The 23,641-nt window shown below is 43.4% G+C and carries 24 protein-coding genes, 1 pseudogene and 1 riboswitch; of the genes and pseudogenes, 10 read left to right on the plus strand and 15 right to left on the minus strand.

What is annotated here, in order from left to right; all coding sequences use genetic code 11:
• Positions 1 to 6: 6 nt before the first annotated feature.
• Both arsS and arsM read right to left on the minus strand, forming a co-directional pair.
• Entirely contained in the window at positions 7 to 984 is a 978-nt protein-coding gene (gene arsS / locus GQR42_RS22345) for an arsenosugar biosynthesis radical SAM (seleno)protein ArsS (protein ID WP_158201666.1), read from the minus strand.
• Between the two features lie 218 nt (positions 985 to 1,202).
• A complete protein-coding gene (arsM, locus tag GQR42_RS22350) occupies positions 1,203 to 2,177 on the minus strand; it encodes an arsenosugar biosynthesis arsenite methyltransferase ArsM (RefSeq protein ID WP_199273229.1) in 975 nt (324 codons plus the stop codon).
• A gap of 431 nt (positions 2,178 to 2,608) precedes the next feature.
• Between arsM and GQR42_RS22355 the strand changes: the two genes are divergently transcribed.
• The 4 genes and pseudogenes from GQR42_RS22355 to GQR42_RS29115 all read left to right on the plus strand — a co-directional run bounded on the left by GQR42_RS22355 (position 2,609) and on the right by GQR42_RS29115 (position 4,427).
• Positions 2,609 to 2,854 (plus strand): UPF0175 family protein, encoded by a 246-nt coding sequence (locus GQR42_RS22355; protein WP_158201667.1) that lies wholly within the window; start codon positions 2,609 to 2,611, stop codon positions 2,852 to 2,854.
• Positions 2,851 to 3,367, plus strand: a pseudogene (locus GQR42_RS29105) (DUF3368 domain-containing protein). The gene GQR42_RS22355 and the pseudogene GQR42_RS29105 overlap by 4 nt, the downstream one beginning before the upstream one ends.
• Positions 3,368 to 3,842: 475 nt before the next feature.
• A complete protein-coding gene (locus GQR42_RS29110) occupies positions 3,843 to 4,115 on the plus strand; it encodes a hypothetical protein (RefSeq protein ID WP_233271127.1) in 273 nt (90 codons plus the stop codon).
• A gap of 93 nt (positions 4,116 to 4,208) precedes the next feature.
• On the plus strand, positions 4,209 to 4,427 hold the full coding sequence (locus tag GQR42_RS29115; RefSeq protein WP_233271128.1) for a hypothetical protein: 219 nt from the start codon (positions 4,209 to 4,211) through the stop codon (positions 4,425 to 4,427).
• A gap of 392 nt (positions 4,428 to 4,819) precedes the next feature.
• Here GQR42_RS29115 and GQR42_RS22375 read toward each other — a convergent pair whose 3' ends face one another.
• From GQR42_RS22375 to GQR42_RS22425, 11 genes are all read right to left on the minus strand, one after another.
• Complete coding sequence (locus GQR42_RS22375; protein WP_158201670.1) at positions 4,820 to 5,470, minus strand: DUF3782 domain-containing protein; 651 nt, start codon at positions 5,468 to 5,470, stop codon at positions 4,820 to 4,822.
• A 241-nt stretch (positions 5,471 to 5,711) separates the two neighbouring features.
• The gene (locus tag GQR42_RS22380) at positions 5,712 to 5,906 is read right to left on the minus strand and encodes a type II toxin-antitoxin system HicA family toxin (protein WP_158201671.1); all 195 of its coding nucleotides are present in this window, start codon (positions 5,904 to 5,906) and stop codon (positions 5,712 to 5,714) included.
• A 2-nt stretch (positions 5,907 to 5,908) separates the two neighbouring features.
• Positions 5,909 to 6,103: a type II toxin-antitoxin system HicB family antitoxin gene (locus tag GQR42_RS22385; RefSeq protein ID WP_158201672.1), complete on the minus strand. Its 195-nt coding sequence runs from the start codon at positions 6,101 to 6,103 to the stop codon at positions 5,909 to 5,911.
• 250 nt (positions 6,104 to 6,353) lie between these two features.
• Positions 6,354 to 6,737 (minus strand): type II toxin-antitoxin system VapC family toxin, encoded by a 384-nt coding sequence (locus tag GQR42_RS22390; RefSeq protein ID WP_002796445.1) that lies wholly within the window; start codon positions 6,735 to 6,737, stop codon positions 6,354 to 6,356.
• Positions 6,734 to 6,955: a hypothetical protein gene (locus GQR42_RS22395; protein ID WP_002780145.1), complete on the minus strand. Its 222-nt coding sequence runs from the start codon at positions 6,953 to 6,955 to the stop codon at positions 6,734 to 6,736. The genes GQR42_RS22390 and GQR42_RS22395 overlap by 4 nt, the downstream gene beginning before the upstream one ends.
• Positions 6,956 to 6,982: 27 nt before the next feature.
• Positions 6,983 to 7,477, minus strand: coding sequence for a nucleotide-binding protein (locus GQR42_RS22400; RefSeq protein WP_002770429.1), 495 nt, complete (start codon positions 7,475 to 7,477; stop codon positions 6,983 to 6,985).
• On the minus strand, positions 7,461 to 7,751 hold the full coding sequence (locus tag GQR42_RS22405; RefSeq protein ID WP_002770431.1) for a UPF0175 family protein: 291 nt from the start codon (positions 7,749 to 7,751) through the stop codon (positions 7,461 to 7,463). Before GQR42_RS22405 ends, GQR42_RS22400 begins: the two co-directional genes overlap by 17 nt.
• 82 nt (positions 7,752 to 7,833) lie before the next feature.
• Positions 7,834 to 8,103 (minus strand): type II toxin-antitoxin system RelE family toxin, encoded by a 270-nt coding sequence (locus GQR42_RS22410; protein ID WP_002739840.1) that lies wholly within the window; start codon positions 8,101 to 8,103, stop codon positions 7,834 to 7,836.
• Complete coding sequence (locus GQR42_RS22415) at positions 8,096 to 8,344, minus strand: type II toxin-antitoxin system Phd/YefM family antitoxin (RefSeq protein WP_002739617.1); 249 nt, start codon at positions 8,342 to 8,344, stop codon at positions 8,096 to 8,098. The genes GQR42_RS22410 and GQR42_RS22415 overlap by 8 nt, the downstream gene beginning before the upstream one ends.
• Before the next feature lie 67 nt (positions 8,345 to 8,411).
• Positions 8,412 to 12,743, minus strand: a complete 4,332-nt coding sequence (locus GQR42_RS22420) for an NB-ARC domain-containing protein (RefSeq protein ID WP_158201673.1) — start codon at positions 12,741 to 12,743, stop codon at positions 8,412 to 8,414.
• A 118-nt stretch (positions 12,744 to 12,861) separates the two neighbouring features.
• The gene (locus GQR42_RS22425; protein WP_158201674.1) at positions 12,862 to 13,164 is read right to left on the minus strand and encodes a trypco2 family protein; all 303 of its coding nucleotides are present in this window, start codon (positions 13,162 to 13,164) and stop codon (positions 12,862 to 12,864) included.
• Positions 13,165 to 13,478: 314 nt separating this feature from the next.
• Here GQR42_RS22425 and glnA point away from each other — a divergent pair, with 314 nt between their 5' ends.
• Together glnA and thiC are read left to right on the plus strand one after the other, a co-directional pair.
• Positions 13,479 to 14,900, plus strand: a complete 1,422-nt coding sequence (gene glnA / locus GQR42_RS22430; protein ID WP_158201675.1) for a type I glutamate--ammonia ligase — start codon at positions 13,479 to 13,481, stop codon at positions 14,898 to 14,900.
• Positions 14,901 to 15,189: 289 nt separating this feature from the next.
• Positions 15,190 to 15,286, plus strand: a riboswitch (TPP riboswitch).
• 8 nt (positions 15,287 to 15,294) lie between these two features.
• Positions 15,295 to 16,677 carry a phosphomethylpyrimidine synthase gene (gene thiC, locus GQR42_RS22435; protein WP_158201676.1) on the plus strand — a complete coding sequence of 461 codons (1,383 nt, stop codon included), beginning with the start codon at positions 15,295 to 15,297 and terminating at the stop codon, positions 16,675 to 16,677.
• An 87-nt stretch (positions 16,678 to 16,764) separates the two neighbouring features.
• Here the strand turns inward: thiC and GQR42_RS22440 are convergent, their stop codons facing one another.
• Positions 16,765 to 17,304 (minus strand): phycobiliprotein lyase, encoded by a 540-nt coding sequence (locus GQR42_RS22440; protein WP_046660836.1) that lies wholly within the window; start codon positions 17,302 to 17,304, stop codon positions 16,765 to 16,767.
• 446 nt (positions 17,305 to 17,750) lie between these two features.
• On the opposite strand from GQR42_RS22440, the gene GQR42_RS22445 reads away from it, so the two are divergent.
• A complete protein-coding gene (locus GQR42_RS22445; RefSeq protein ID WP_158201677.1) occupies positions 17,751 to 18,671 on the plus strand; it encodes an NAD(+) kinase in 921 nt (306 codons plus the stop codon).
• Between the two features lie 531 nt (positions 18,672 to 19,202).
• On the opposite strand, the gene GQR42_RS22450 is transcribed toward GQR42_RS22445, so the two are convergent.
• Positions 19,203 to 21,707, minus strand: a complete 2,505-nt coding sequence (locus GQR42_RS22450) for a plasma-membrane proton-efflux P-type ATPase (protein WP_158201678.1) — start codon at positions 21,705 to 21,707, stop codon at positions 19,203 to 19,205.
• Positions 21,708 to 22,013: 306 nt separating this feature from the next.
• On the opposite strand from GQR42_RS22450, the gene GQR42_RS22455 reads away from it, so the two are divergent.
• The 3 genes from GQR42_RS22455 (at position 22,014) to gshB (ending at position 23,617) form a co-directional block, all read left to right on the plus strand.
• On the plus strand, positions 22,014 to 22,244 hold the full coding sequence (locus tag GQR42_RS22455; RefSeq protein ID WP_158201679.1) for a hypothetical protein: 231 nt from the start codon (positions 22,014 to 22,016) through the stop codon (positions 22,242 to 22,244).
• 122 nt (positions 22,245 to 22,366) lie between these two features.
• Positions 22,367 to 22,627, plus strand: a complete 261-nt coding sequence (gene grxC, locus GQR42_RS22460) for a glutaredoxin 3 (protein ID WP_158201680.1) — start codon at positions 22,367 to 22,369, stop codon at positions 22,625 to 22,627.
• A 15-nt stretch (positions 22,628 to 22,642) separates the two neighbouring features.
• Positions 22,643 to 23,617 (plus strand): glutathione synthase, encoded by a 975-nt coding sequence (gene gshB, locus GQR42_RS22465; protein ID WP_158201681.1) that lies wholly within the window; start codon positions 22,643 to 22,645, stop codon positions 23,615 to 23,617.
• Positions 23,618 to 23,641: the final 24 nt, after the last annotated feature.

Below are 23,641 nucleotides of genomic sequence, written 5' to 3' on the forward strand. Positions count from 1 at the left end.
AGATGTTCAGCTTGAAAGCAAAGCTCCTCCACAACTGGAACCGCTGCCGGCAGTGCAACCGTAGCAATAGGAAGCGGTTTGTACCTCTGCAATTACATCTAAACTATCCGCTGGTAATAAATCTGCCAGGGTTAATTTTTGGCCTTGACTGGTGCAAGCAGCCAGAGCCTCCATCTGATTAAAATCGCAGTCATAGATATTACCCAAATAATCAATGGAAAGCTGATTACGACACATCAAATGTTCGACAGTATCGCCATTAAAATGGTCTTTGAGGAATTGAAGATAGGGTTGATAGAGTTGCCGGTGTTCCAGATGGAAGCGCGTCCTTCCGATGGGTAGGTTAGTGATGGTAAACAGATTATTAAAAGAAATATTAAAATGTTCTTGCAAGAACTTTTTGTAATCCCGTGTTAGGGATACCTGATCCGGTGTCAGAGAAAAATTCTCTGACTTAGGAATCTGGGGATTATAGACTAAATCCACAATCAAATTCGGCTCTTGAGCGTAGCCGAGACGGTTCAACCATTGTAAAGCAGCGATTGATCGATCATAGACTCCTTCCCCGCGCATTTTATCCACATTATCGGCAAGATAACAGGGTAAAGAAGCCACCACCCGCAGCTGATGTCCAGCGCAATATTCAGGAATATCAGTAAATCCTTTCTCGAAATAAATAGTTAAATTCGAGCGCACAATTACCTCTTTCCCCGCTTTTCTAGAGGTTTCCACAATTGGCTTAAAACCGTAGAGCATTTCCGGAGCGCCGCCCGTCAGATCGACGGTTTTAATTTGGGGAAATCTTTCGATCAGTTCGATAATTTGTTCGCACACTTCTGGAGTCATTTCTTCGTAGCGACTTGGACTAGCTTCCACATGACAATGGCTACAGGCAAGGTTACATTTTTTCCCCAAATTAATTTGCAGAACCGAGATTTTTTGCTTAGTTAAAGGAGTTTTTAGTTTCTCAACAAAAGGAGTCATAGGAGAGTAAACAGTAAACAGTGATCAGTAATCAGTAATCAGTAATCAGTAAATAGTAAATAGTAAATAGTAATCAGTGACCAATAACTAATCAATGATAACTGATAACTCACATCTGATAACTGATAACTGATAACTGGTAACTGATAACTGGTAACTGATAACTGATAACTGATAACTGATAACTGACCGATCGCACTTGCCTCGACCGTGCTTTTTTAACAGCAACCGCCCCCATTATAGTGCCAAGTGGACTCGGTGATGAGGAGATCTTGGGCAGAGAAGCGAGCTAAGTTGCCCGCAGTTTTATCACAGACGGCCACCGGCAATCCTTTGGCTAAAATATGCCCAGCACCATCATCGAAAATTGCCTCCGTACCAGTATAAATAGCAGTTTTGCCGGTAAAAATACAAGCCCCATCTTCGGGAATAGCTACTTTAAAAGCAACGGAATCCAAACTTTCTAATAGGAGCGGCTCGGCTAAATTATAACTCTGACAGTCCAGTAAACGATAGGGACGACGGGCCCGAATTTCTACCTGACCAAAACCAGCAGCGATCAACTGTTTAATATAATCCTCGTAGGTCAAGGCCCCCGATAGACACATAGCGCGTAAACGCTGATCTTCTTGCAAATGTTCGGGAATTGGACGAGTGGCGATCGGATCGCTCATCAGTAAACGTCCTCCCGGTTTTAAGACGCGAAAAGCTTCTCGTAAAGCTAACTGTAAATCGGCTGGTTTAAAGATATTAAAAAGACAATTCTGCGCCACCACATCGACGGAGGCATCCTCCACCGGCAATTCAAAGGCGGAACCATCTTTAATTTCCACAAAATCGAGACTAAACCAGGGATTTTCCAGCAGTGCTTCGCCGAGATTTCTTTGGGCTGCCCAACGCATTTCTGGCACTGGATCCACCGCAATCACTCCCCCCGGACGACGGGAAAAATAGGCGAATTGCAGTGCTTCTAAACCACCACCCACACCCACATACAAAACCTTGGGAGAATTGCCCAATTCATTAACCTGCACCGTCGTGCCACAACCATAGTTCATCTCCTGCATAATGGCGGGGATTTTTAACCCCGGCAGTTGCAAAGGACTGCTTTGGACACAACATAGCCCCACTTCGGGAGTTTGGGCTACTTCGCTGTAAAATTTGGCAGTAGCTTCCAGATAAGTCATTTTCATCTTTTAAACTCCTTTTCTCTGATCAATTCAAGGACTGACTTCCCATCCTCGCCCAACGCTATCTTAGCATTTGTACTGACCCACAACCCCTAACTGATCACCTTTAGATAGGCAAGTTCATCGGCGATCAAATCCCAGAAACAGGTTACACTGTCTTTAAAGTTCGCCTCAAAAACAGCGATATTCACAAGGGCAAAAGTAGCGGCTATCGTGTTATCTATCAACTTAAAGATAATAGTTGTGTTTGAATGCTCCTCATCTAGGCTAAATCTGCCCAAACAGAGATGACAGTGCCGCAAATTCAAGACATTATGAATAAGTTTGACAATTCCTAGAGGTATTAATAGATGCCCAAAAATACCCCCTCAACTGACTAAATGAAGGAGGTTATGATATTATTCCAATAGGAATGGATAGATAGGGTTATAGCCATGAGTATTGAGATCTCCGATGAAATTCTCAGTGCCACACGCATGACTGAAGCTGAGATGAGGCAGGAAATTGCGGTCATGCTCTTTCAAAAAGAGAAGCTAACCCTTGCTCAAGCGAGTCGATTTGCCCGAATGAATCCTATTGCTTTTCAACACCTACTGGCAAGTCGTCAAATTCCAGTACACTACGATGTCGAAGATTTTGAACAGGATATTAAGAACTTGCGGGAGATGGGCAGATTGTGATTATTGTAAGTGATACATCGCCTATCAACAATCTTGCAGCTATTAATCAACTTTGTCTGCTACAACAACTTGACGAAATAGTTTTTATTCCCGAAGCAGTTTATCGAGAATTAACTGAGCCTGATTTTCCAGTAGCAGGTTCAATAGAGGTACAAACCTTAGATTGGATTCAAACTCGAACGGTAACTAACCGCACAGTGATTGAAGCTCTTGAGTCGTGAACTAGATAAGGGAGAAGCTGAGGCTATTGCTTTAGCACTTGAGTTAAGAGCAGATCAAGTTTTGATTGATGAGCGTCGTGGTCGTAGGATTGCTGCTAGACTTAATCTTCGATACACAGGAATTCTGGGCATTTTGGTTGAGGCTAAAAATCGAGGGTTAATCTCTGAGGTGAAACCCTTGCTAGACGCTTTGATCAATCAAGCAGGATTTTGGGTGGCTGCACCTTTATACAGCAGTGTTTTACAGATTGTTGATGAAGGAAAAAATAATCCCCTTCAAAGGAGTAAATGAAGGAGCATTTATGGTATTTTTAGAGGCAATTTAGCCTACTTTTATGGTTTCTTTTTCGGTTAATTTAGATGATTTCAGTGGCTCTTCGTTACTCTTTATGCTAAATCAACATACAAGATGCCAAGACAACATACTTCTAACCCAAAAATTCCGAAAGTTTCTCAAGCGATAGCCTCTTCGTTTTATTAGTTTGGCGGGACCTGCCGAAAGATTTCCCGACCTACTCCACCGTGTTCTGGCATGATAAACAGTGGAGAAGTCAGGGAATCATCCAAAAAATAAGGGAAGAATTACATCGCAGATTACGACAACAAAAAAAACTTGTGGACGACTCTAATTAGGGTCTGCTGAATAAATCTAAAAACCTTGTTGGATAGGACTTTTAGACTTTTTTACCCTCAAAAAGTGCCAGCCATTGCGGGGATCGGGGGGAAAATTCAGGGACTTTTTCTCTGAAAATTAGGTAATTGACCAGATGAAAATTGGTAAAACCCTACACCCTACACCCCACACCCCACACCCTACCCCCACGAGAAACTTTTTGCCGCATACCCTAATTATGATTGATTCTCAAGCCGTCAAAAATACCTGTAATGCGAGTGTGGAGACGAAAGGATTTTGTTTCTACAAGTGCACCAATGGAATTAAACGTCATCTAGCGACGGATAGTCTTGGGTTTCCCTTTTTCGCTCATTGTACTCCCGCCAACCTATCTGATGACCAAGGATTGATTGAGTTGTTAACTTGAGGTATTGACTATTTCAAGTTAAAACCGTCGGAACTGCCTAAGACGACTATTCTTGTAGATAATGGTTATCATCCTGACAAAATAGAGAAGGAGTTGGTTAAGGTCTATCCAGAGATAATGACTAAAATTCAGTTTGAACTGTCTCCAAAACCGTCAAAAACCGAAAAAGCGGAGAAGGGTTGCTCAGGATTCGTACCTGTAATACCATTTTTCTTTATTCGCGTCACAACGAATGCAGGCTTGGCAAGCATTCGAGCGTGGATGTCTGTCATGGATTTAGAAATTTGGTATAAAAACTCGATGGGTAATTGAAAGAAGTAATTCTTGGATGGAACGCTGCAAATCTTTAGTCAAAAATTTTGAGCGCACTTTATACCACTCCACTACCAAAATTCATCTCTGTTTTCTTCGACTTCTACTACAACGATTAGCTGTATCCTAAGATACCAAATGGATTCTATAGCAACTATTGGCATAGGAATCACCGCCACCACTGACTCACTTCCCTTCCTTGAAATGGGAGGCTTGTTACCTCTTGTTCTTGGTCAAGATTGGCAGGCGTTAACACTTGAGTTACAAGTAGCGATCGCTGAAAGAAATTGAACATAGTCAGCAATGAGTTACAATGTCACTATTAAAAAACGTGCTTCTAAGGCTTTAGCAAATCTCCCAAAAGATTATTATCCAAGATCGCCTTTGAGGTTTTAATAAGATTGAGGTTGAAAATTATCAGGAATATCGAGTTCAAATACTTGGTCATGAATCCGAGCCACATAAAACCCTTCTTGCAGAATTTTTTCCCGTAATTCTGGAGATACATGAACCGCCGCTAGTATGCCATAGAGTTTTTTATCTTTGTGTTCAGGGAAAAAGCTGCGAAAACGTTGCAAAATACTTTTTAATTGTGTAATAGATTCCTCTTTGGCATGGCTTTTAACCTCGACGATATAGGCAGTATTTAGCTCACCATTGGTATAGGCAAGAACATCAATTTCTAGGTGTTGTCCATCTTTACTGACTCGCACACTAGGACTAACAACTTCCATACCAAAGCGTTGTCTGAGAATCTTTTCCATTGAAGGAAGGGCAAGTCCTTCGGTAAAGCTGCCAAATTTGGCTCCGAGTCCGCCAATTTGCTGACCTAATTCTTTGAGTTGTTTGTCAGTTTTCTTCTGTTGTTGGGCGTTTTCCTTCTGTTGTTGACTAACTTCCTTCAATAGTAGGTCAGTCTCCTTCAGTTGTTTGTCAGTTTCTTTTTGAGCGGCAGTTAATTCGGCCTGAGCGGCAGTTAATTCAGCTTGAGCAGTCGCTAATTCGGCTAAGATTCGCCATACGTCTTCGGATGTAGTTGCCATAGATAATTTTTTCCTGATGTCACCTATTCACTATGTTATCGGATTTCTGTGCTTGCCGAAGGCACTGGGGAGCAGACTGCCGATTAAATTGGGTAAGGTGGAGGCTAATTCATAGAACAAGAATCACCGCCACCAGCGACTAACATCCCTAATACTTTGATACACTTCTCTTAAAGCGACCTCCTCCCAAAAATGAAGGATTAAAAGCAGGTTAGAAATAGTTTTAGAGTAATTATAAGAATTATTCGATAGTTAAACCCGCTTCTTTAACAATCCCTGCCATTGTATGAGCATTAACCGGATTTGCCTGTGGAATAGTGATAGTCTGTTCTCCATTTGTCATAGTAATATGTTTTCTCTGTCTAGTGATGCGGAATCCTGCTTTTTCAAAGACATTAACAGCGCGTAGATGATTAATTCTAGGCAATTTTGGCATACTTACCCTACTTCTACATAACGCACTTCAGCATCTTTGTTTAATTCTTCAATTGTCTCTAAATAGTCTTGTATCGCTTCTTTGATATTTTCTATAGCTTCTGCTTCAGTGTCTCCCTGTGAACAACATCCGGGTAAACTAGGACACCAAATTGCATAACCTTCTTCGCTTTGTTTGAGTCGAACTTGATAGCGCATAAATAGTGACTGTTATAGTTGCATTATCAGTTGATCGTAGCACTTCTAATTGATTTATGAGAATCACCGCCACCAGCGACTAACATCCTTAATGCCTTGATACACTTCTCTCAAGGCGACCAATCCACCAAAATGAAGGATTAAAGGCGCTAAATTGGGAATAGAATTAACAATTATCTTCATTCTCTTTGATTTTTTGACTAATTCATGACTGGTTCGCTGAACGCTGGAAAATGCTAACGTTGATGGGTTATTCATTTGACAGATCATAGAGTTCTAAGCCTTGAATAAAACAAAAATCTCTCAAATTCAATGTATATAGCTTAATATTCTGCACTAATGCTGTTGAGGCAATGATAGCGTCAGGGATGTTGAGTTTGTGACTGAGGGAGTAGGTTTCCATTAAGTTAATAAATTGATTGGATATTGCGACATCTACAGGAAAGGTATGTAGCAATCCGAGATGTCTTTTGATTTTGTTGAGTTCATTTTTATTGATTGCTCCATAATATAATTCGGCTTGAGTAATGGAACTAATGGCTAGTTGATTTAGTCCAATATGGCGAAGCTCTTCGATAATCCTATGATTATTTTTATAGAATTCAATGAGGATATTGGTGTCACATAAAATCATCGGTTTTCTTCTCGCCATGCTGCTTCACGGATAGATTTAGGGGTAATATCCCTGTCTTCCCACAATCCTGCTAGGGCAAAGAAGTCTTGCTCGTTATCAGATAATGTTGTTTGATCTTCGATGATTTCTACAGAGTCAACAAAATCTAAAGCAGTTAAAATTTTAGAGAGTGTTTCTGCTTTTTCTTGGTCACGAATGTGTACGATTAGTTGTTTCATGGTAGTTTATTTTGTATTGATTTGGTATTAATGATCATTGTCTAATTCTGTTTTTAGCCAATTAATCATCGGAGAACTAATACGAATTCCATAATCAACTAACTGTTGTGATAAATCTAAAATTTCTTGTTTAGATAGATAACCTGCATAAAAACCAACCAAGAGAATTCCTAATGTTCCTTTGACGGGTAATTCCATAGCTTTGGCAACTCTTCTTGCTAATTTCTCATCTATAATTACCCAGTCTGGTTTGATTGAAATTGCCAAGAGAATAACTTCTAATTCTCCTCGATCTAATCCTAGTAATAGCGGTTCAAGAGGAGATGATGATGCAACTTCTTGAACTTGAATCCAATTGGCATTTTTGAGTTCTTTTGCCCCCGGTTTATTATCTCCAGCGATGACAATTTCTTGATAAACTGCCCAAGGAATAATCACTTCATTAAATAGCTGATTAAGAAGATCTAATTGATTAATCAAAGATAAGGCGATGATCGGTGTAGAATTAACAATTATCTTCATTCTCTTTGATTTTTTGGGCTAATTTACGGCTGGTTTGTATTTCTGATTCCCATTCTTCTGCTGTGTAATCAATAATGGAAAAACCATACTCAGAGAGAAGTGTATAAAATGTATATTTATCGCATCCTAATACTTGTGCGCCGATTCCTGCTGAAATTTTTCCTTCTTGATAAAGATGTCCTAATGTATAAATTATGACTTTACGAGAGAATGCTTCTTTTTCTTCTCTGGCAGCAATGAGGAGTTCTTCGGGAAATGTTACATTAATGCTCATGAGTGTTTAAAAATAATTTGTTTTTCTTGATTTTAGCAGGAATAATATCGCTAATTAATTGATGGTTGATAATTAAGATTCTCTATATTGTTCTCTTTAGTTGTTTATAAATTTCATCATCGTTTCGTTTGTCAATCAGCAAGATTTCTAGTGTTTGCTCCTCAACACGATAAACGATTCGATATTCACCAATATCGGCTCTATGATAAGAGTATCCTTTTAACTTTAGAGAATCTTGGGGATAGGGATTTGTTCTCAGTTCGGTTATTTTTGTGGCTACTTGTTTGGCGTGTTTATCTGGCAGTTTTTTTAAGCGTTTAGTTGCCTGTCGAGATAGGTTAATCTTAAGCATTTAAAATTTCTGACAGTAAAGCCTCACTTTCTGTTGTTCCGATAAAACCTTCTTGATGAGCTTTTTCTGCCTGTAAAGCCAAAAGTTGATTTTCTAACTCGGAAAATCTCTCAAATTCCTCGATTGACAGCACGACTGCAACATTACGTCCCTTTTTTGCTATCTTTACTGGTTCTCTTCGAGCCAAGTCTAACAGTTCGCCAAAGCGATTTTTTGCTTCTGAGGCTCCTAATGTTTTCATAACTAACCTTTATAGAAACTAGCCATTATGACCATTTTAGCTATTATAGCAATTATTGACAGGGCAATCACTTCCACCAGCGGCTGACTTCTCTAATTGCTTGATGGACTTCTCTTAAGGCGACCACTCCCCCAAAATGAAGGATTAAAGGGACTAAGTTGGGAATATTTTGAAGGAAATAAGAACGAGTGAGAGTTCCCAAAGCATGAAGGGTTTTTTCCCATAAGGATTGGTCAATATTGGCAGGCGTTAACACCTCAGTCAATGCTTGTAATGCCTCTGCACGGTCGGATTCACCGCCAATTGCTCTGGCAACTTCTAAGGCTTCGGGTAACACTTCAGGTAAATGGGGAGCTAACCCTGTCAATGCCTCTGCACGGTATCTTTCATCCCTAATGGCTCTGGCAACTGCTAAGGCTTCGGGTAACACTTCAGGTAAATAGGGAGCTAACCCGGTCAATGCCCTTGCACGGTCGGATTCACCGCCAATTGCTCTGGCAACTTCTAAGGCTTCGGGTAACACTTCAGGTAAATAGGAAGCTAACCAGGTCAATGCCTTTGCACGATCGGATTCAGACCAAATAGCTCTGGCAACTTCTAAGGCTTCGGGTAACACTTCAGGGAAATGGGGAGCTAACCCTCTCAATGCCCAAGCACGGTATCTTTCATCCCTATCCCTAATGGCTCTGGCAACTGCTAAGGCTTCGGGTAACAAACTTTCCGGTAAATAGGGAGCTAACTCTGTCAATGCCTTTGCACGATCGGATTCAGACCAAATAGCTCTGGCAACTTCTAAGGCTTCGGGTAACACTTCAGGGAAATGGGGAGCTAACCCTGTCAATGCCTTTGCACGATTGGATTCACCGCCAATTGCTCTGACAACTTCTAAGGCTTCGGGTAACACTTCAGGGAAATGGGGAGCTAACCCTGTCAATGCCTTTGCACGATTGGATTCACCGCCAATTGCTCTGACAACTTCTAAGGCTTCGGGTAAGAGATTTTCAGGTAAATGGGGAGCTAACTCTGTCAATGCCTTTGCACGATCGGATTCAGACCAAATAGCTCTGGCAACTTCTAAGGCTTCGGGTAACACTTCAGGGAAATGGGGAGCTAACCCTGTCAATGCCTTTGCACGATTGGATTCACCCCTAATGGCTGAGATAACTTCCAAGGCTTTGGGTAACAAACTTTCTGGTAAATGGGGAGCTAACTCTGTCAATGCCCTTGCACGATTGGATTCACCCCTAATGGCTGAGATAACTTCCAAGGCTTTGGGTAACAAACTTTCTGGTAAATGGGGAGCTAACCCTCTCCATTCCTTTGGACGGTATCTTTCATCCGCAACCACTTTGGCAGCTTCTAAGGCTTCGGGTAGCACTTCGGGTAAATGGGGAGCTAACCTTATCAATGCTTCTGCACAATAGGATTTATCCCCAATCGTTCTAAAAACCGCTAAGGCTTTGGATAACATTTCAGATAAATGGGGAGATAACCCTGTCAATGCCTCTGCACGTTTGTCTTCATTCCCAATTGCTCTGGCAACTTCTAAGGCTTCGGGTAACACTTCAGGTAAATGGGGAGATAACCCTCTCAATGCCTCTGCACGGTATCTTTCATCCCCAATGGCTCTAGCAACCTCTAAGGCTTCGGGTAACAAACTTTCAGGTAAATAGGGAGCTAACCCAGTCAATGCCCTTGTACGGGAGTATTCATCCCCAATGGCTCTAGCAACTTCTAAGGCTTCGGGTAACACTTCCGGTAAAAGGGGCGCTAACCCGGTCAATGCCCTTGTACGGGAGTATTCATTCCCAATCCCTCTGGCAACTTCTAAGGCTTCGGGTAACAAACTTTCAGGTAAATAGGGAGCTAACCCTGTCAATGCCTCTGCACGGTTGTATTCATGCCAAATCCCTCTGGCAACTGCTAAGGCTTCGGGTAACACTTCCGGTAAAAGGGGCGCTAACCCGGTCAATGCCTTTGCACGGGAGTATTCATTCCCAATCCCTCTGGCAACTTCTAAGGCTTCGGTTAACACTTCAGGGAAATGGGGAGCTAACCCTGTCAATGCTTTAGCACGGGAGTATTCATCCCCAATGGCTCTAGCAACTTCTAAGGCTTCGGGTAATAAAGTAGGGGGAAGATAGGGACTAATTGCCTTTAATCTTTCTGCTCGCTTCTCATCATCTTGATTTTGCCTCACATAAGCTAATCCCTGCGCTGGTGTCCAGATTTCATACTTAATCAGTTCGGCAATTAATTCCAGTGGAATATTCCCCGCCAAACTATTCAGAGAAGTGGTTATCAACCCATAACGCACCTGTAACCCCATAGACTGACTAGGATTATTCGCAAAATCAGCTTCCGCCAGTTGCCACGCCCTAGAAACATCCTTAATAAAAGTCGCCGTTTTCCCTTCTTTCTCACATTTGCTATACCAACCATTGTTTCCTTCTGCCGTTTCTTCCCTCAGCAATTGATGAATCTCTCCTATCTTTTTCGCCTTTTCCAAATGCCAAATCAATTGATTATAAATGTAGCCATCATCCTCTAAACTGTGCCATAAACCATTTTTAGTCTGTTTTTGATACCTGCTTAAAAGTTGCCGATTAGCTTCAGAAATCGATAAACCCAAGCCCGGTAATTGATAATCTCTTTCAGGATGGGGAGAGGCTTGTAAAAGATTACGGGCTAAATCATGTAAGAGGTCATGGACACGATAATTAGCCGTTTGTTCACTAGAAACCCCTGTTAATAATAACGCTTTACTGCGTAAATATCTGAGGGTTTTCCTCGCTTCCGTTAACCGACAATTCCATAAAGTCGTTGCCATCTTTTCCGTAATCGTCACATCATCCGGTAAAACCCCTAACCAAATAAATTGTTGTAATCTTTGGATCGATAAGCGTTTTAAACTGAGATTAAAAGAGGCAATTAAACTATAATGTTTGCGCTTTTCTTGATTGGCAGTATCTTCAGCTTCCAATCGATCTAATATTTCTAAATGAGCTATTTCTGCCTGTAAATCTTCTAGTAACTCATTCCAAGAAATGCCGTCTTCAATTTGTGCCGCTCCCAATTCCAAAGCTAGGGGTAAATACCCCACAATCTTCGCTAAACTTTTCCTTTGCTCTCGTTCTTTTGGATTTAACTTACTTCTTAAATAACCCGTTAATAAGGCTAAAGACTGAGTTTCTGTCATCACATCTAAATCATAACGAATTGCCCCTTTAACGGGAGCTTCCCTCGTTGTTACCAACAATTTACAGCCAGCCCCCGCAACTCGAAACGGTTCAACATCCTCCGCATTCCACAGATCATCTACTACTAATAAGGCTTTTTTATCTGCTAATAATGTTCTTAATTGTAACGATGCCGCATCAACACCCGTCGGCTTAAAATCATAATCCCCTAATGACTGTATCCAACCATGAAGGAAGGATAAAATATCCGGTTGTTGCCCTAAAGTTGCCCAGAAAATCCCATCAGGAAAATAAGCTTGAACCTCTTTGTCCCATGCCAACGTCGCCGCTAAAGTTGATTTACCAATACCTCCTAATCCATAAATCGCACTAATAACTAAAGTTCCTGTATTATCCTTTGCTTCTGATAACAAAAGTTTCTTTAAATCAATACTCACCTCTGGGCGTTCCACGAAATAAGTCGGTTTAGAAGGGGCTTGATTGCGATAGGAACGAGCCTTAAGATTAACTGAAATAACGGGTTTAGGTTCAGGATCAATATCATGGCTTTCTAATATCTCACGCCATTCGGGATTGTCATAAACCCTAGCCAAAGATTCAGCCTCTAAAGATGCCGGACGATCTCTAATTGGCTGTTTAGATTGTACCCCAATCACTAACCCATGACAAACAATTGCTGATCCCGATGTTCCTTGCCAAGGTGACTGATCTTCTGCTAATCTTTCTAACTGTTCATCGGTGGGTTGTATGTCTTGACTATCTTTAATATTTAATAACAAACGGTTATGAGGAACACGATTAGCCACATTAATAGTTCCCTCAATATGTAACCCCGTGGCGTAGTTTTTATCATCTTCAGCATATCGTAAAAATTGAGGGAAACCCAAAAAGTCAAACTTAACTTTTTCTGCACTGTTAGCATCAGGTAACTGCCCAAAGCTTACAGGATCACAAATTTCGATAGTTTCTGGTAATTCAACTAAAGCTATATCGATATTATCCGGTGCTTTCCAAATTACTTTAGCGTCTATATCCTGCTTATCAGAATAGTTTGATGCTGATCTAAATCGTACTTTACAGTTGTTACTATTATCAAATAGATGCCGACAAGTCAAGAGTAAACGTCCCCCAATTCGATAGGCAGTGCCATACTTAGGGGCAACAATTTCTAAAGCGCGATCGGGTTGGAATTGGGCCATAACTTATCGGATTGATGTAACGTATTATTCTGGGATGGCGATGGGTTACGCTTCGCTAACCCATCCTACAAATTAACTGCTTTGGGGGCAAGCATTGCGTCCCTAGTGGTATAAAATTCTAATCGGGAATATCATCACTTCCTGTCAATACAGGTTTTCCATCTTTCCAAATGGGTTTAAGGGGAATTTTAATTCTATGGGTTATCGTATCCTTATTGGTGACACCCCCACCCATTTCTACTACCCAAAATTTCAGCCCACCTTTGCCTTCTTTCGACTGCTCAACCACAAATTGAACCTCTAATTCAATTTCACCCACTTCAAAGCGAATCTGCTCACCCTCAGCGGCTAAGATAGATTTACTCAGTTCAACCCGCAATGCTTCTAAGGTTTCTCGAAGTCCAACTTTATTGATGGCCATATTAATTCTCTAGTTATTTTTGAAAGATGCAAACAAAAACCCTTTCAACTCTATCGTTTTTCTGAAACATTAGGGCAGAGGGATTGCCTTTCCCAAATTGAGATAATAGCCCAATCCGATCGCTAAGGGAAGCGCAGGTTGGGAAAAGACATCGCCATTCGGAGCCATTACCGACCTGAACAAGGAAATTACAGATTTTTTCAAGCTAGGATCAAAGATTTTGTATCGAAAAATACAAAACCTGCGAAAGTGACTGTTTAGGATGGTTTTTTTGAGAAGCTTAAGAACCGATCCATACATCAAAGGAGTTTTCCATGCCCGAAACGCCACAAGAAGTCTTGAAAATGATTCAGGACAACAATATTAAGATTATTGACCTGAAATTTATTGATATGCCCGGTATCTGGCAACATTGCTCGTTCTACTACGACCAAATCGATGAAAGCTCTTTCAGCGATGGTGTGGCCTTCGATGGTTCCAGTATTCGCGGTTGGAAAGCAATTAACGAGTCCGATATGGCCATGGTTCCCGATCCTACCACTGCTTGGATCGATCCCTTCTACAAGGAACCTACCCTCAGCATGATCTGTAGCATTAAAGAACCGAGAACCGGTGAATGGTATAGCCGCGATCCTCGCTCTATTGCTCAGAAAGCGATCGATTATCTTAGCAGTACCGGTTTAGGTGATACCGTATATTTTGGACCGGAAGCAGAATTTTTCCTCTTTGATAGCGCTCGTTTTGACCAAACCGCCAACTCCGGCTATTACTACATGGATAGTGTCGAAGGTCGTTGGAATAGCGGTAAAGACGAAAAAGACGGAAATCTTGCCTATAAACCCGCCTACAAACAGGGTTATTTCCCCGTTAGTCCCACCGATACCTCTCAAGATATTCGCACGGAAATGCTCTTAACCATGGCCGACTGCGGAGTTCCCATTGAAAAACATCACCATGAAGTCGCTACTGGTGGTCAAAACGAGCTAGGGATTAAATTCTCTACCCTAGTACGGGCCGCCGACTACTTGATGACCTACAAATACTGCATCAAGAACGTGGCTAAGAAATACGGTAAAACCGTCACCTTTATGCCCAAACCCATCTTTGGTGATAACGGTTCTGGGATGCACGTTCACCAGTCTATCTGGAAAGATGGTCAACCCCTGTTCGCCGGGGATAAGTACGCTGGACTTAGCCAAATGGCACTGCACTACATCGGTGGTTTGCTTAGACACGCTCCCGCACTCTTAGCTTTAACTAATCCCACCACCAACTCCTACAAGCGTCTCGTCCCCGGTTTTGAGGCCCCTGTAAACCTGGCCTACTCCCAAGGTAATCGCTCCGCTTCGATTCGGATTCCTTTATCGGGAAGCAACCCAAAAGCCAAACGTTTAGAATTCCGTTGTCCTGATGCGACTTCTAACCCCTACCTCGCTTTTGCAGCTATGCTCTGTGCCGGTATTGATGGGATTAAAAATCAAATTGAACCGGGAGAACCTCTCGATGTGGATATCTACGAACTCAGTCCCGAAGAATTGTCAAAAATACCCTCTACCCCCGGTTCTTTAGAAGCAGCACTAGAAAGTCTCGAAAAAGATCACGCTTTCTTGACCGATTCTGGTGTCTTTACCGAAGACTTTATCCAAAACTGGATCACCTACAAACTCGATAACGAAGTTAACCCGATGCGCTTACGTCCCCACCCCTACGAGTTCTCTCTCTACTACGATGTCTAAGGTTTGATTGACTAATCATTAATCCTAGGGTGGGCCTTTGCCTGCCCTTTTTTTTGAATCAGCAGGGAAGTGGGGAGTTTTTTGCCGTGAACAGTAAACAGTAATCATACTAAATCCAGTTATTAAAAACTGATTATTTATTCTCCGTTTTGCATGAGTGCATGAGTAGAAAACGGGTTTCTCGGAGAAACCCGTTTTCTGTGCGTTACTCAACGGATTTAGTATTACTTCCCAATCAAACAACAATCTTAAGCTTGATCTCCTCAGTCGTCAACAGTGATACAATTGCCGTCATAGCTAGGGGTGTCTGAGGCAATCAGGCTGAGAAAGACCCTTAGAACCTGAGACTGGGTAATTCCAGCGTAGGGAAGCTGTTTACAGAGGAAATAAAATTATGAGACAAGAATGGGTTGCCCCCCGGCGCGGACAAGCAAATGTATCGCAAATGCACTACGCCCGTCAGGGGATAATTACCGAAGAGATGACGTATGTGGCAAAACGGGAAAATCTCTCTCCCGAATTGATTCGCAGCGAAATCGCCCGAGGAAGACTGATTATTCCCGCTAATATCAATCACCTCAATCTCGAACCTATGGCGATCGGTATTGCTTCTAAGTGTAAAGTTAATGCTAATATCGGGGCTTCACCCAACTCCTCGAATATTAACGAAGAACTGGAAAAATTACACCTAGCAGTCAAATACGGCGCGGATACGGTGATGGATCTTTCCACTGGTGGCGGTAATTTGGACGAAATTCGCACCGCGATTATCAATGCTTCTCCTGTCCCCATCGGTACTGTACCCATCTATCAAGCGGTGGAAAGTGTTCACGGCAATATTGAAAAACTCACCCCCGAAGATTTCCTCCATATTATCGAAAAACACGCCCAGCAAGGGGTAGATTACATGACGATTCACGCGGGAATCCTCATCGAACACCTACCTTTAGTCAAAACCCGTCTGACCGGGATTGTCTCCCGGGGGGGTGGTATTATTGCTAAGTGGATGTTACACCACCACAAGCAAAATCCTCTCTACACCCATTTCGACGAAATTATCGAGATTTTCAGGCGTTATGACGTTTCTTTTAGTCTCGGTGACTCCCTGCGTCCCGGTTGTACCCACGATGCTTCTGATGCAGCCCAATTAGCGGAATTGAAAACCCTCGGCCAACTGACGCGTCGCGCTTGGGAACACGATGTACAGGTGATGGTGGAAGGACCGGGCCATGTTCCCATGGACCAAATTGAATTTAATGTGAAAAAACAAATGGAGGAGTGTAGCGAAGCACCTTTCTATGTTCTTGGTCCCCTTGTCACCGATATTGCCCCAGGCTACGATCATATCACTTCGGCGATCGGGGCTGCTCTGGCGGGTTGGTACGGGACGGCGATGTTATGTTATGTCACTCCGAAAGAACATCTCGGTTTACCCAACGCTGAAGATGTGCGAAATGGCTTAATTGCCTACAAAATAGCGGCTCATGCGGCAGATATCGCCCGTCATCGTCCCGGGGCGCGCGATCGTGATGACGAACTCTCCATAGCTCGTTATAATTTCGATTGGAATCGTCAATTTCAGTTATCCTTGGATCCCGATCGCGCTAAGGAATACCACGATGAGACTTTACCCGCAGATATCTATAAGACTGCGGAGTTTTGTTCGATGTGTGGACCGAAATTCTGTCCGATGCAAACTAAGGTCGATGCCGATGCGATTACGGAATTAGAGAAGTTTCTCGCTAGTCAGAATCAAGACAATTTAACCCCAGTTTAAAGGGAAGTTATGGGAAGGGCTGATTTGATTTCAGCCCTATTCCTAGGATAAAAGTCAAAATTATGGGAATAGCCGCCATTTTTTTGACTAATTGACCCGTTTTTCTAGATATTGACCGATCATCAATTCTTGACCGGCGCGAGAGATAATAGTTTGTCGGGTGCGATATTGTTGACCGATGAGTTTAATTTCTTCTTCAAAGACAGAACCGGCGTATTCTGTTCTCAGACAGAGAGTAGAGGGGTTAGGAAAGGTATAAATGGCACTAACGGGTTTATCCGTCGCAAATCCCCGATCGCGATAGAGAATATTATCTAAAATACCGAATATAGTCGAACCGTTGGAGGGTTTTTTACTCTGGGGACGGAGATAATTACTTTGCCAAGTCACTTCCGTACCACCTAATAAAGTTGTATCTTCCAGATTATGTAAACGGGCCAGTTGAATTAATGGTTCGCTGCCTTGGGGTAAATATTTAATCTCGATGGCGCTGATAACTTCTTGGGGTTCCGTTTCTTGGGTGAGGGTGTAATAACGTCTCTGGGATTGCCAGCGTCCTTCTGTCTGCTTAAAAAAGGCTAAAGCCGAAGTTTCTAGCGATAATTGGGCGGTTTGAATTAATGTCATAGAAATAAAACCTTTCCTGTTTTTTGGTAGATCAGATTTGTTATCCTTTGTCAAGAGTTTGCCAGAGAATTGTTACATATCTTAATACAATTATAAGCTGTTAAGTATTTAAATTGCCAGTTGAGATGAGGCAAGAGGCAAGAGGCAAGAGGAGATAGGGTGATAGGGTTTTGGGGTTTTGGGGTTTTGGGGTTTTAGTTGAAATTCCCCCACTTCCCCCCGCAACGGCTCGACTGAGCTTCGCGGCTCGACTGAGCTTCGCCGAACGTCCGAACGTCGCGCACGAAGTGGTCTCCCCAATTCATAATTCATAATTCATAATTCCCACTTCCCCACTTCCCCACTTCCCCATCTCCCAACCCACTTTTTACTTGTTACTTGTCAACCGATCTGCCCGGTCTTGCTATTGTTAAAAATATAGAACCTCCGAACAAGGTCTCAACTCTGTGCAGTTAAAACAAGTAATCATTGCCCATAAGGCCAACCATCCCCAAAGTAAAGCATGGGCGGAAAAATGCGCTAAACAGTTAGAAGCCCGTCAGTGTAAAGTTTTAATGGGACCCAGTGGCTTTAAAGATAATCCCTATCCAGTATTTTTAGCCTCAGCATCGGAAAAAATCGACCTTGCCATCGTTTTGGGGGGAGATGGAACCATTTTAGCCGCCGCTCGCTATTTAGCTCAGGAAGACATTCCAATTTTAGCGGTGAATGTCGGCGGCCATCTGGGATTTTTAACGGAACCTTTGGAGATTTTTCAAGATACCGAGACGGTCTGGGAGCGTTTACAATCCGATCGCTATGCGGTACAACAACGGATGATGTTAACGGCCAGAATCTATGAAGGGGATAAAAGAAACCCGCAGCCAGTGAGCGAGGCATTTTATGCCCTAAATGAGATGTGTGTGAAACCCGCTAGTATCGATAGGATGCCCACCTCGATCCTCGAAATCGAAGTGGACGGGGAGATAGTAGATCAGTACCAAGGGGACGGTTTATTAGTGGCTACTCCCACGGGATCCACCTGTTACACCGCTTCCGCTAATGGCCCGATTATACACCCCGGCATGGAAGCGATCGCCGTCACCCCGATTTGTCCCTTGAGTCTCTCCAGTCGGCCGATTGTCATTCCCCCAGCATCTCTGGTCAGTATTTGGCCCCTGGGAGACTACGAATTAAATACTAAACTTTGGATGGATGGTGCTTTAGCCACTTCCATTTGGCCCGGGCAATGGGTGGGAGTTACCAAAGCCGAAAAATTCGCCCAATTTATTATCCTGCGGGAAAGCTATTCTTTTTATCAGACTCTACAGGAAAAATTACAATGGGCCGGGGCGAGAATTCATTATGATGGCAATCGTCATAATTAGGGCTTGCTGAATAAATGTGAAATGTAGGCAAGGTAAGGTTTTTGTGGCTTTTCTGGCGAAACAGGTGCAAGATTTTGAGAGAATCGCGCTTCAACACCTTGCGTCTTCATCGGCCCGCGTCCTGTAGGGGCGAAGCATTCGGGCAATAAGGGACTTGCGCTTTGATAATGTACCTTTTGGGCGAACGCAGTTCGCCCCTACATTGTGGACAAAATCCGTTACTGTAGGGGCGCAATGCTTGCGCCCTCCGATCGCTCAGGTTTGCTGATCACCCTAAGTAGGGGGAGAGCCTTCGAGATGTTAGGGACTTGCGCTTTGATCATGTGCCATCTGGCTGGTCTGGTTCTTCTACAGAGCGATTTTCAAAGCTGGGATATTATTCCTACGCAAGTCCCTAACCTATCGGTGAAACCGGAGATTTTCTATCCGAATGCTTCGCCCGTACTTTTTCAGCAAACCCTAATTAGAGTTTGCTGAAAAAGATTTTCTGGGGAAAGTGCCTGATTTTCTTGGTTTTCCCCATGATAGTGACTATGATCGAGTTTTCAAATTCTCCCAAGTGGATTGATAGGTGTTGCCTAAATCTGCCTTGCGACGATTAAAAATCGAATAGAGAGCCAATTTGACTCGATCGATAATCAATAACCAGACTAGGGCATAGAGCCAGCTTTTTGCCACTCCCACAAAACCGATCGGGGCGATCAGGATTCCGAACAACGAGAGCAGCGAAGATATAATGACCGAGATGCCAGTAGCGATCGCTAGAGGTTTAGCGGGGGCCCAGGACCAAAAGGGACCTTTTACCCGCACCGAATAGAGAGTCATCATCCCTAAGAGGGCAATATTGAGGAAAATATAGGTTTGCACCCGGTCGGGAGTCATTTGCCATACCCGGCCCGCTAGATAGTACAGCAGGAAAGTGGCAATGACGTTGACCACTCCCAAAACCGAAGCAATGGTGAGAACTTTCGGCATATCCCAAGCTTGGGGTACTTTCGAGATCTTGGCATTATCGTAGGCGATCGTCATGATCGCTCCATCGTTAAGAATTGCTAAGAAAACGATCATAATTGCCGTAATCGGGTAGGAATTAAAGAACAGAATCGCCAAAGTGGTAAAAACGAGAATCTGAATTGTGGCGATGATCCGATAGAGAACATAACTGGTCATCCGTTCAAAAATCTGACGACTTAACCTAATTGCATCGACGATTACCGATAAACCGGGGGTAAGGAGAACTATATCGGCCGCTGCCCGGGCTGCATCGGTTGCCCCGGAAACCGCAATCCCCGCATCGGCTTTTTTCAGCGCCGGCGCATCATTGACCCCATCCCCAGTCATACCGACAATGTGATCGGTTTTCTGCAAGACATCGACAATATGATATTTGTCCTCTGGGAAGACTTGACCGAAACCATCGGCGCCGAGAATCTGTTCATCGAGGGTTCCTAACTGATTGGGGGGGACTTCCCGAAAAATTTTGGCATCGAGGATATTGTTACCTAAACCCAATTGTCGAGCGGTTTCCTTAGCGATTAACACCTGATCTCCCGTGATCATCTTGACGGGAACCCCTAATTTTAGGGCGGTTTGTAGGGTTAATTGGGAATCAACCCGTGGTGGATCAAATAGGGAGATAATGCCCAAGAATTGCCATTGACCTTGGGGGTTGGTTTTGGCCACTCCTAGGGCGCGATAGCCTTTTTTGGCGTAATCTTCGATGATTTGATTGACTGGCCCCTCGATTTCCTCTTTATTGTAGGCTAGATCGAGCATTACCTGCGGTGCGCCCTTACTGGTTTTAAAAGTCTGACCATCGGGGGTGGTAATATCGGCTTCGGTGCGTTTAGCGACGGGATCGAAGGGGGTAAAGTGGGTGACTTGATAGCGATCGAGTACCGTGGCATCTTTTAAACCGGCGAGAATAGTTTTATCGATCGGATCATCATCGCTAGTTTGGGAAGCGAGGGAAGCGGTGAGGATCAGATCGTCGGCACTGATCCCCGGCAGGGTGTAGGGATCGCCTAAACTAAGCTGATTAAGGGTGAGAGTGCCGGTTTTATCGGAACAGAGCATATTCATGCCCGCTAGTTCCTCGATCGCCGCCAAGCGTGTCACCACGGCGTTTTTATCCGCTAGTGCCTTCGCCCCCACCGACATACTGACAGAAAGAACTGTGGGCAAGGCGACGGGAACAGAAGCAATGGTGAGAACGAGACAGAATTTCAGCAAGCGGATCACTTCTACGCCCTGTTTATCGACAATACCGTTATAGAGACGGTAAACAACGATAATAGCGATTAAAATCAGGGCAATGACGATGAGAAAGTCACCGATTTTGAGGACTGATTTCTGGAAATGGCTGACGTTTTCGGTACTGGCTACCAGTTTAGCGGTACGACCGAAAAAGGTATTACTGCCGGTCCCGTTAACTATGGCCTCAGCTTGACCTTTTTTCACCCCTGAACCTGAGTACACTTGTTCACCAGAACTGCGATCCACGGGTAAGGATTCCCCCGTTAGGGCAGCCTGGTCGATTTTGACGGGATCCCCCGGCAGCAGTCGAGCATCGGCTGGCAGCACATCGCCGATCTTGATCCGGATCACGTCTCCTGGTACTAATTCCCTAGCGGGAACGGAGATAAATTTGCCGTCTCTTTTGGCGTCGGCATTGAGGGCGAGTTGCGCTTTCAGGGCAGCCACCGCATCCCCGGCGGTTTTTTCCTCGAAGTAACCGATCAAACCGTTAGCCACCAATAGAATGGCGATAATCACGAAGTCCACCCAATCACCGACGATAGCGGAAAAAATTACCGCCGCTTCGATCATCCAGGAAAAGGGATTCCAAAAGTAGGAAAGGAATTTGAGCAGGGGGCTGACTTTTTTCTCGGCAATCTCGTTATAACCGTCGCTATCGAGGCGATTTTTTGCTTCACTGGTGGTGAGACCGTCGGGAGATGTTTTCAGTTGGATCATTAAATCTCGCATGGAGATTTTTGAGAGATCGTTTGTCGGTTTATCGGTAGTAGTGGTCATCTCTAGTTAATTTTTAAGCAATGTACAGCAGTTGCTCGGTTTTTTCAACGCTTTCATTCTAGAGCAGCTTGGGAAAATGATCCCTATGAAACAATAGATTGAGAATCAAACTAATAAATGATACAGGGGGATAAATCCCCTTGTTCCCGATGGCGACCATCCGTTTTAAGGGATGGCTAACCTTAGCTCACGATTTCTTGGTTTTTTGAGCGAAATTCCCTCGCTGATGGCAGTCCCCTAGTTGACATCCGCACCGCCCTAAAAGGGACGGTGCAGTACAATTTATCCGCGATCAGTATGGCTTGATTGTCTAGCATAAAACCGATTTATTGGCAAGAATATTTACAAAAATTAAGGTTAACCAGAGAAAAATTACAGGTGGGAGATGCGATCGAGGTGTCTAATGGATTATGGGAATGGATTCCCGCAGACGCTCCCGATAGTTGCGACTGGTTTCCCTGGGAGGTAATGGAAGCAAATGAAATTGAGGATGATTCTCGCCCTGTTATTTGCAGTATTTGCTCTCAAAATGCTTAAAAATAGCAAATAAAAACAATATATCAGTGCAATCAACTCAATTGGCGTTTTCTGACCTGAAGGAAGATCACTGCTCGGTTATCGGCTAAAATTAAGAACTGTAAAGAAAGCAGATAAATTTTATGGCCGCTAAAGTAGAGATCTATACTTGGAGTTCCTGTCCTTTCTGTATCCGCGCTAAAGCATTACTCAACAAAAAAGGGGTGGAGTTTACCGAATATTGTATCGATGGTGATGAAGAAGCGCGAGCCAAAATGTCCGATCGAGCCAATGGTCGCACAAGTGTACCACAGATTTTTATAAACGATCAACACATCGGGGGCTGCGATGACATCTATGCTTTAGATAGAAGTGGTGGTTTAGCTCCCCTGTTGCAGAATTAAGGATAAAAACTATTAATGAAACTAGCCTTTATTATCGATCCGATCGAGTATTTAGATCCGGGCCATGATACCAGTGTAGCTATCATGGAAGCGTCCCAATTATTAGGCCATGAAGTCTGGATGACTTCCATCACTGCTCTCAGTGCGATTGCGGGAAAAGCTTGGGCAAAACTAACTAAAATTGAACTGGTTCCCGTGGAGTTAAAAGATAATCATTGGGAGGCTGTATCTCAATGGTATCAAAGACAAGATACAGTTTTTACCTGTCTAGAAAACTTCGATTTTGTCTGGATGCGAAAAGATCCACCCGTGACAATTGCCTATCTTTATGCCACCTATTTATTAGACCTGATCGACCCCAAAAAAACCAAAGTAATTAACTCAACTAGGGGTTTACGCCATGCCAACGAAAAGTTATATACTATTCACTTTGCTCAGGTAATGCCCGCCACAATTGTTTCCCAAGATAAAGCGACAATTAGGGAATTTGTCAACCAAAAAGGGGCGGCAGTTATGAAACCTTTAGGGGGCAAAGCAGGGGAGGGAATTTTATTTCTTAGTCCCGAAGATCGCAATCTCAATTCAATGATTGAAATTAGCACAAAATGGGGACAAGAACCGGTAATGATTCAAGATTATTTACCAGCTGCCCAAGAAGGAGATAAACGCATTATTGTCCTCAATGGTGAACCGATCGGGGCAGTTAATCGCATTCCCACCGGTTCGGAATTTCGCGGTAATATGGCCGTGGGTGGACGGGTGGCAAAAACAGAAATCACCGCTCGAGAATTAGAAATCTGTGCCACTTTAGCTCCAAAATTACGAGAAGATGGCCTATATTTTGTCGGATTAGATGTGATTGGTGGCTATCTCACGGAAGTTAATGTCACCAGTCCCACCGGCATTCGCGAGATCGATCGATTAAACAATGTTAGTTTAGGTCAACAGGTGATTAAATGGCTAGAAAATCATTTGGGCAGCAGAGATTAGGGAAATGGGGAGATGGGGAGATGG

Source organism: Microcystis aeruginosa FD4, assembly GCF_009792235.1.
Lineage (GTDB): Bacteria > Cyanobacteriota > Cyanobacteriia > Cyanobacteriales > Microcystaceae > Microcystis > Microcystis viridis.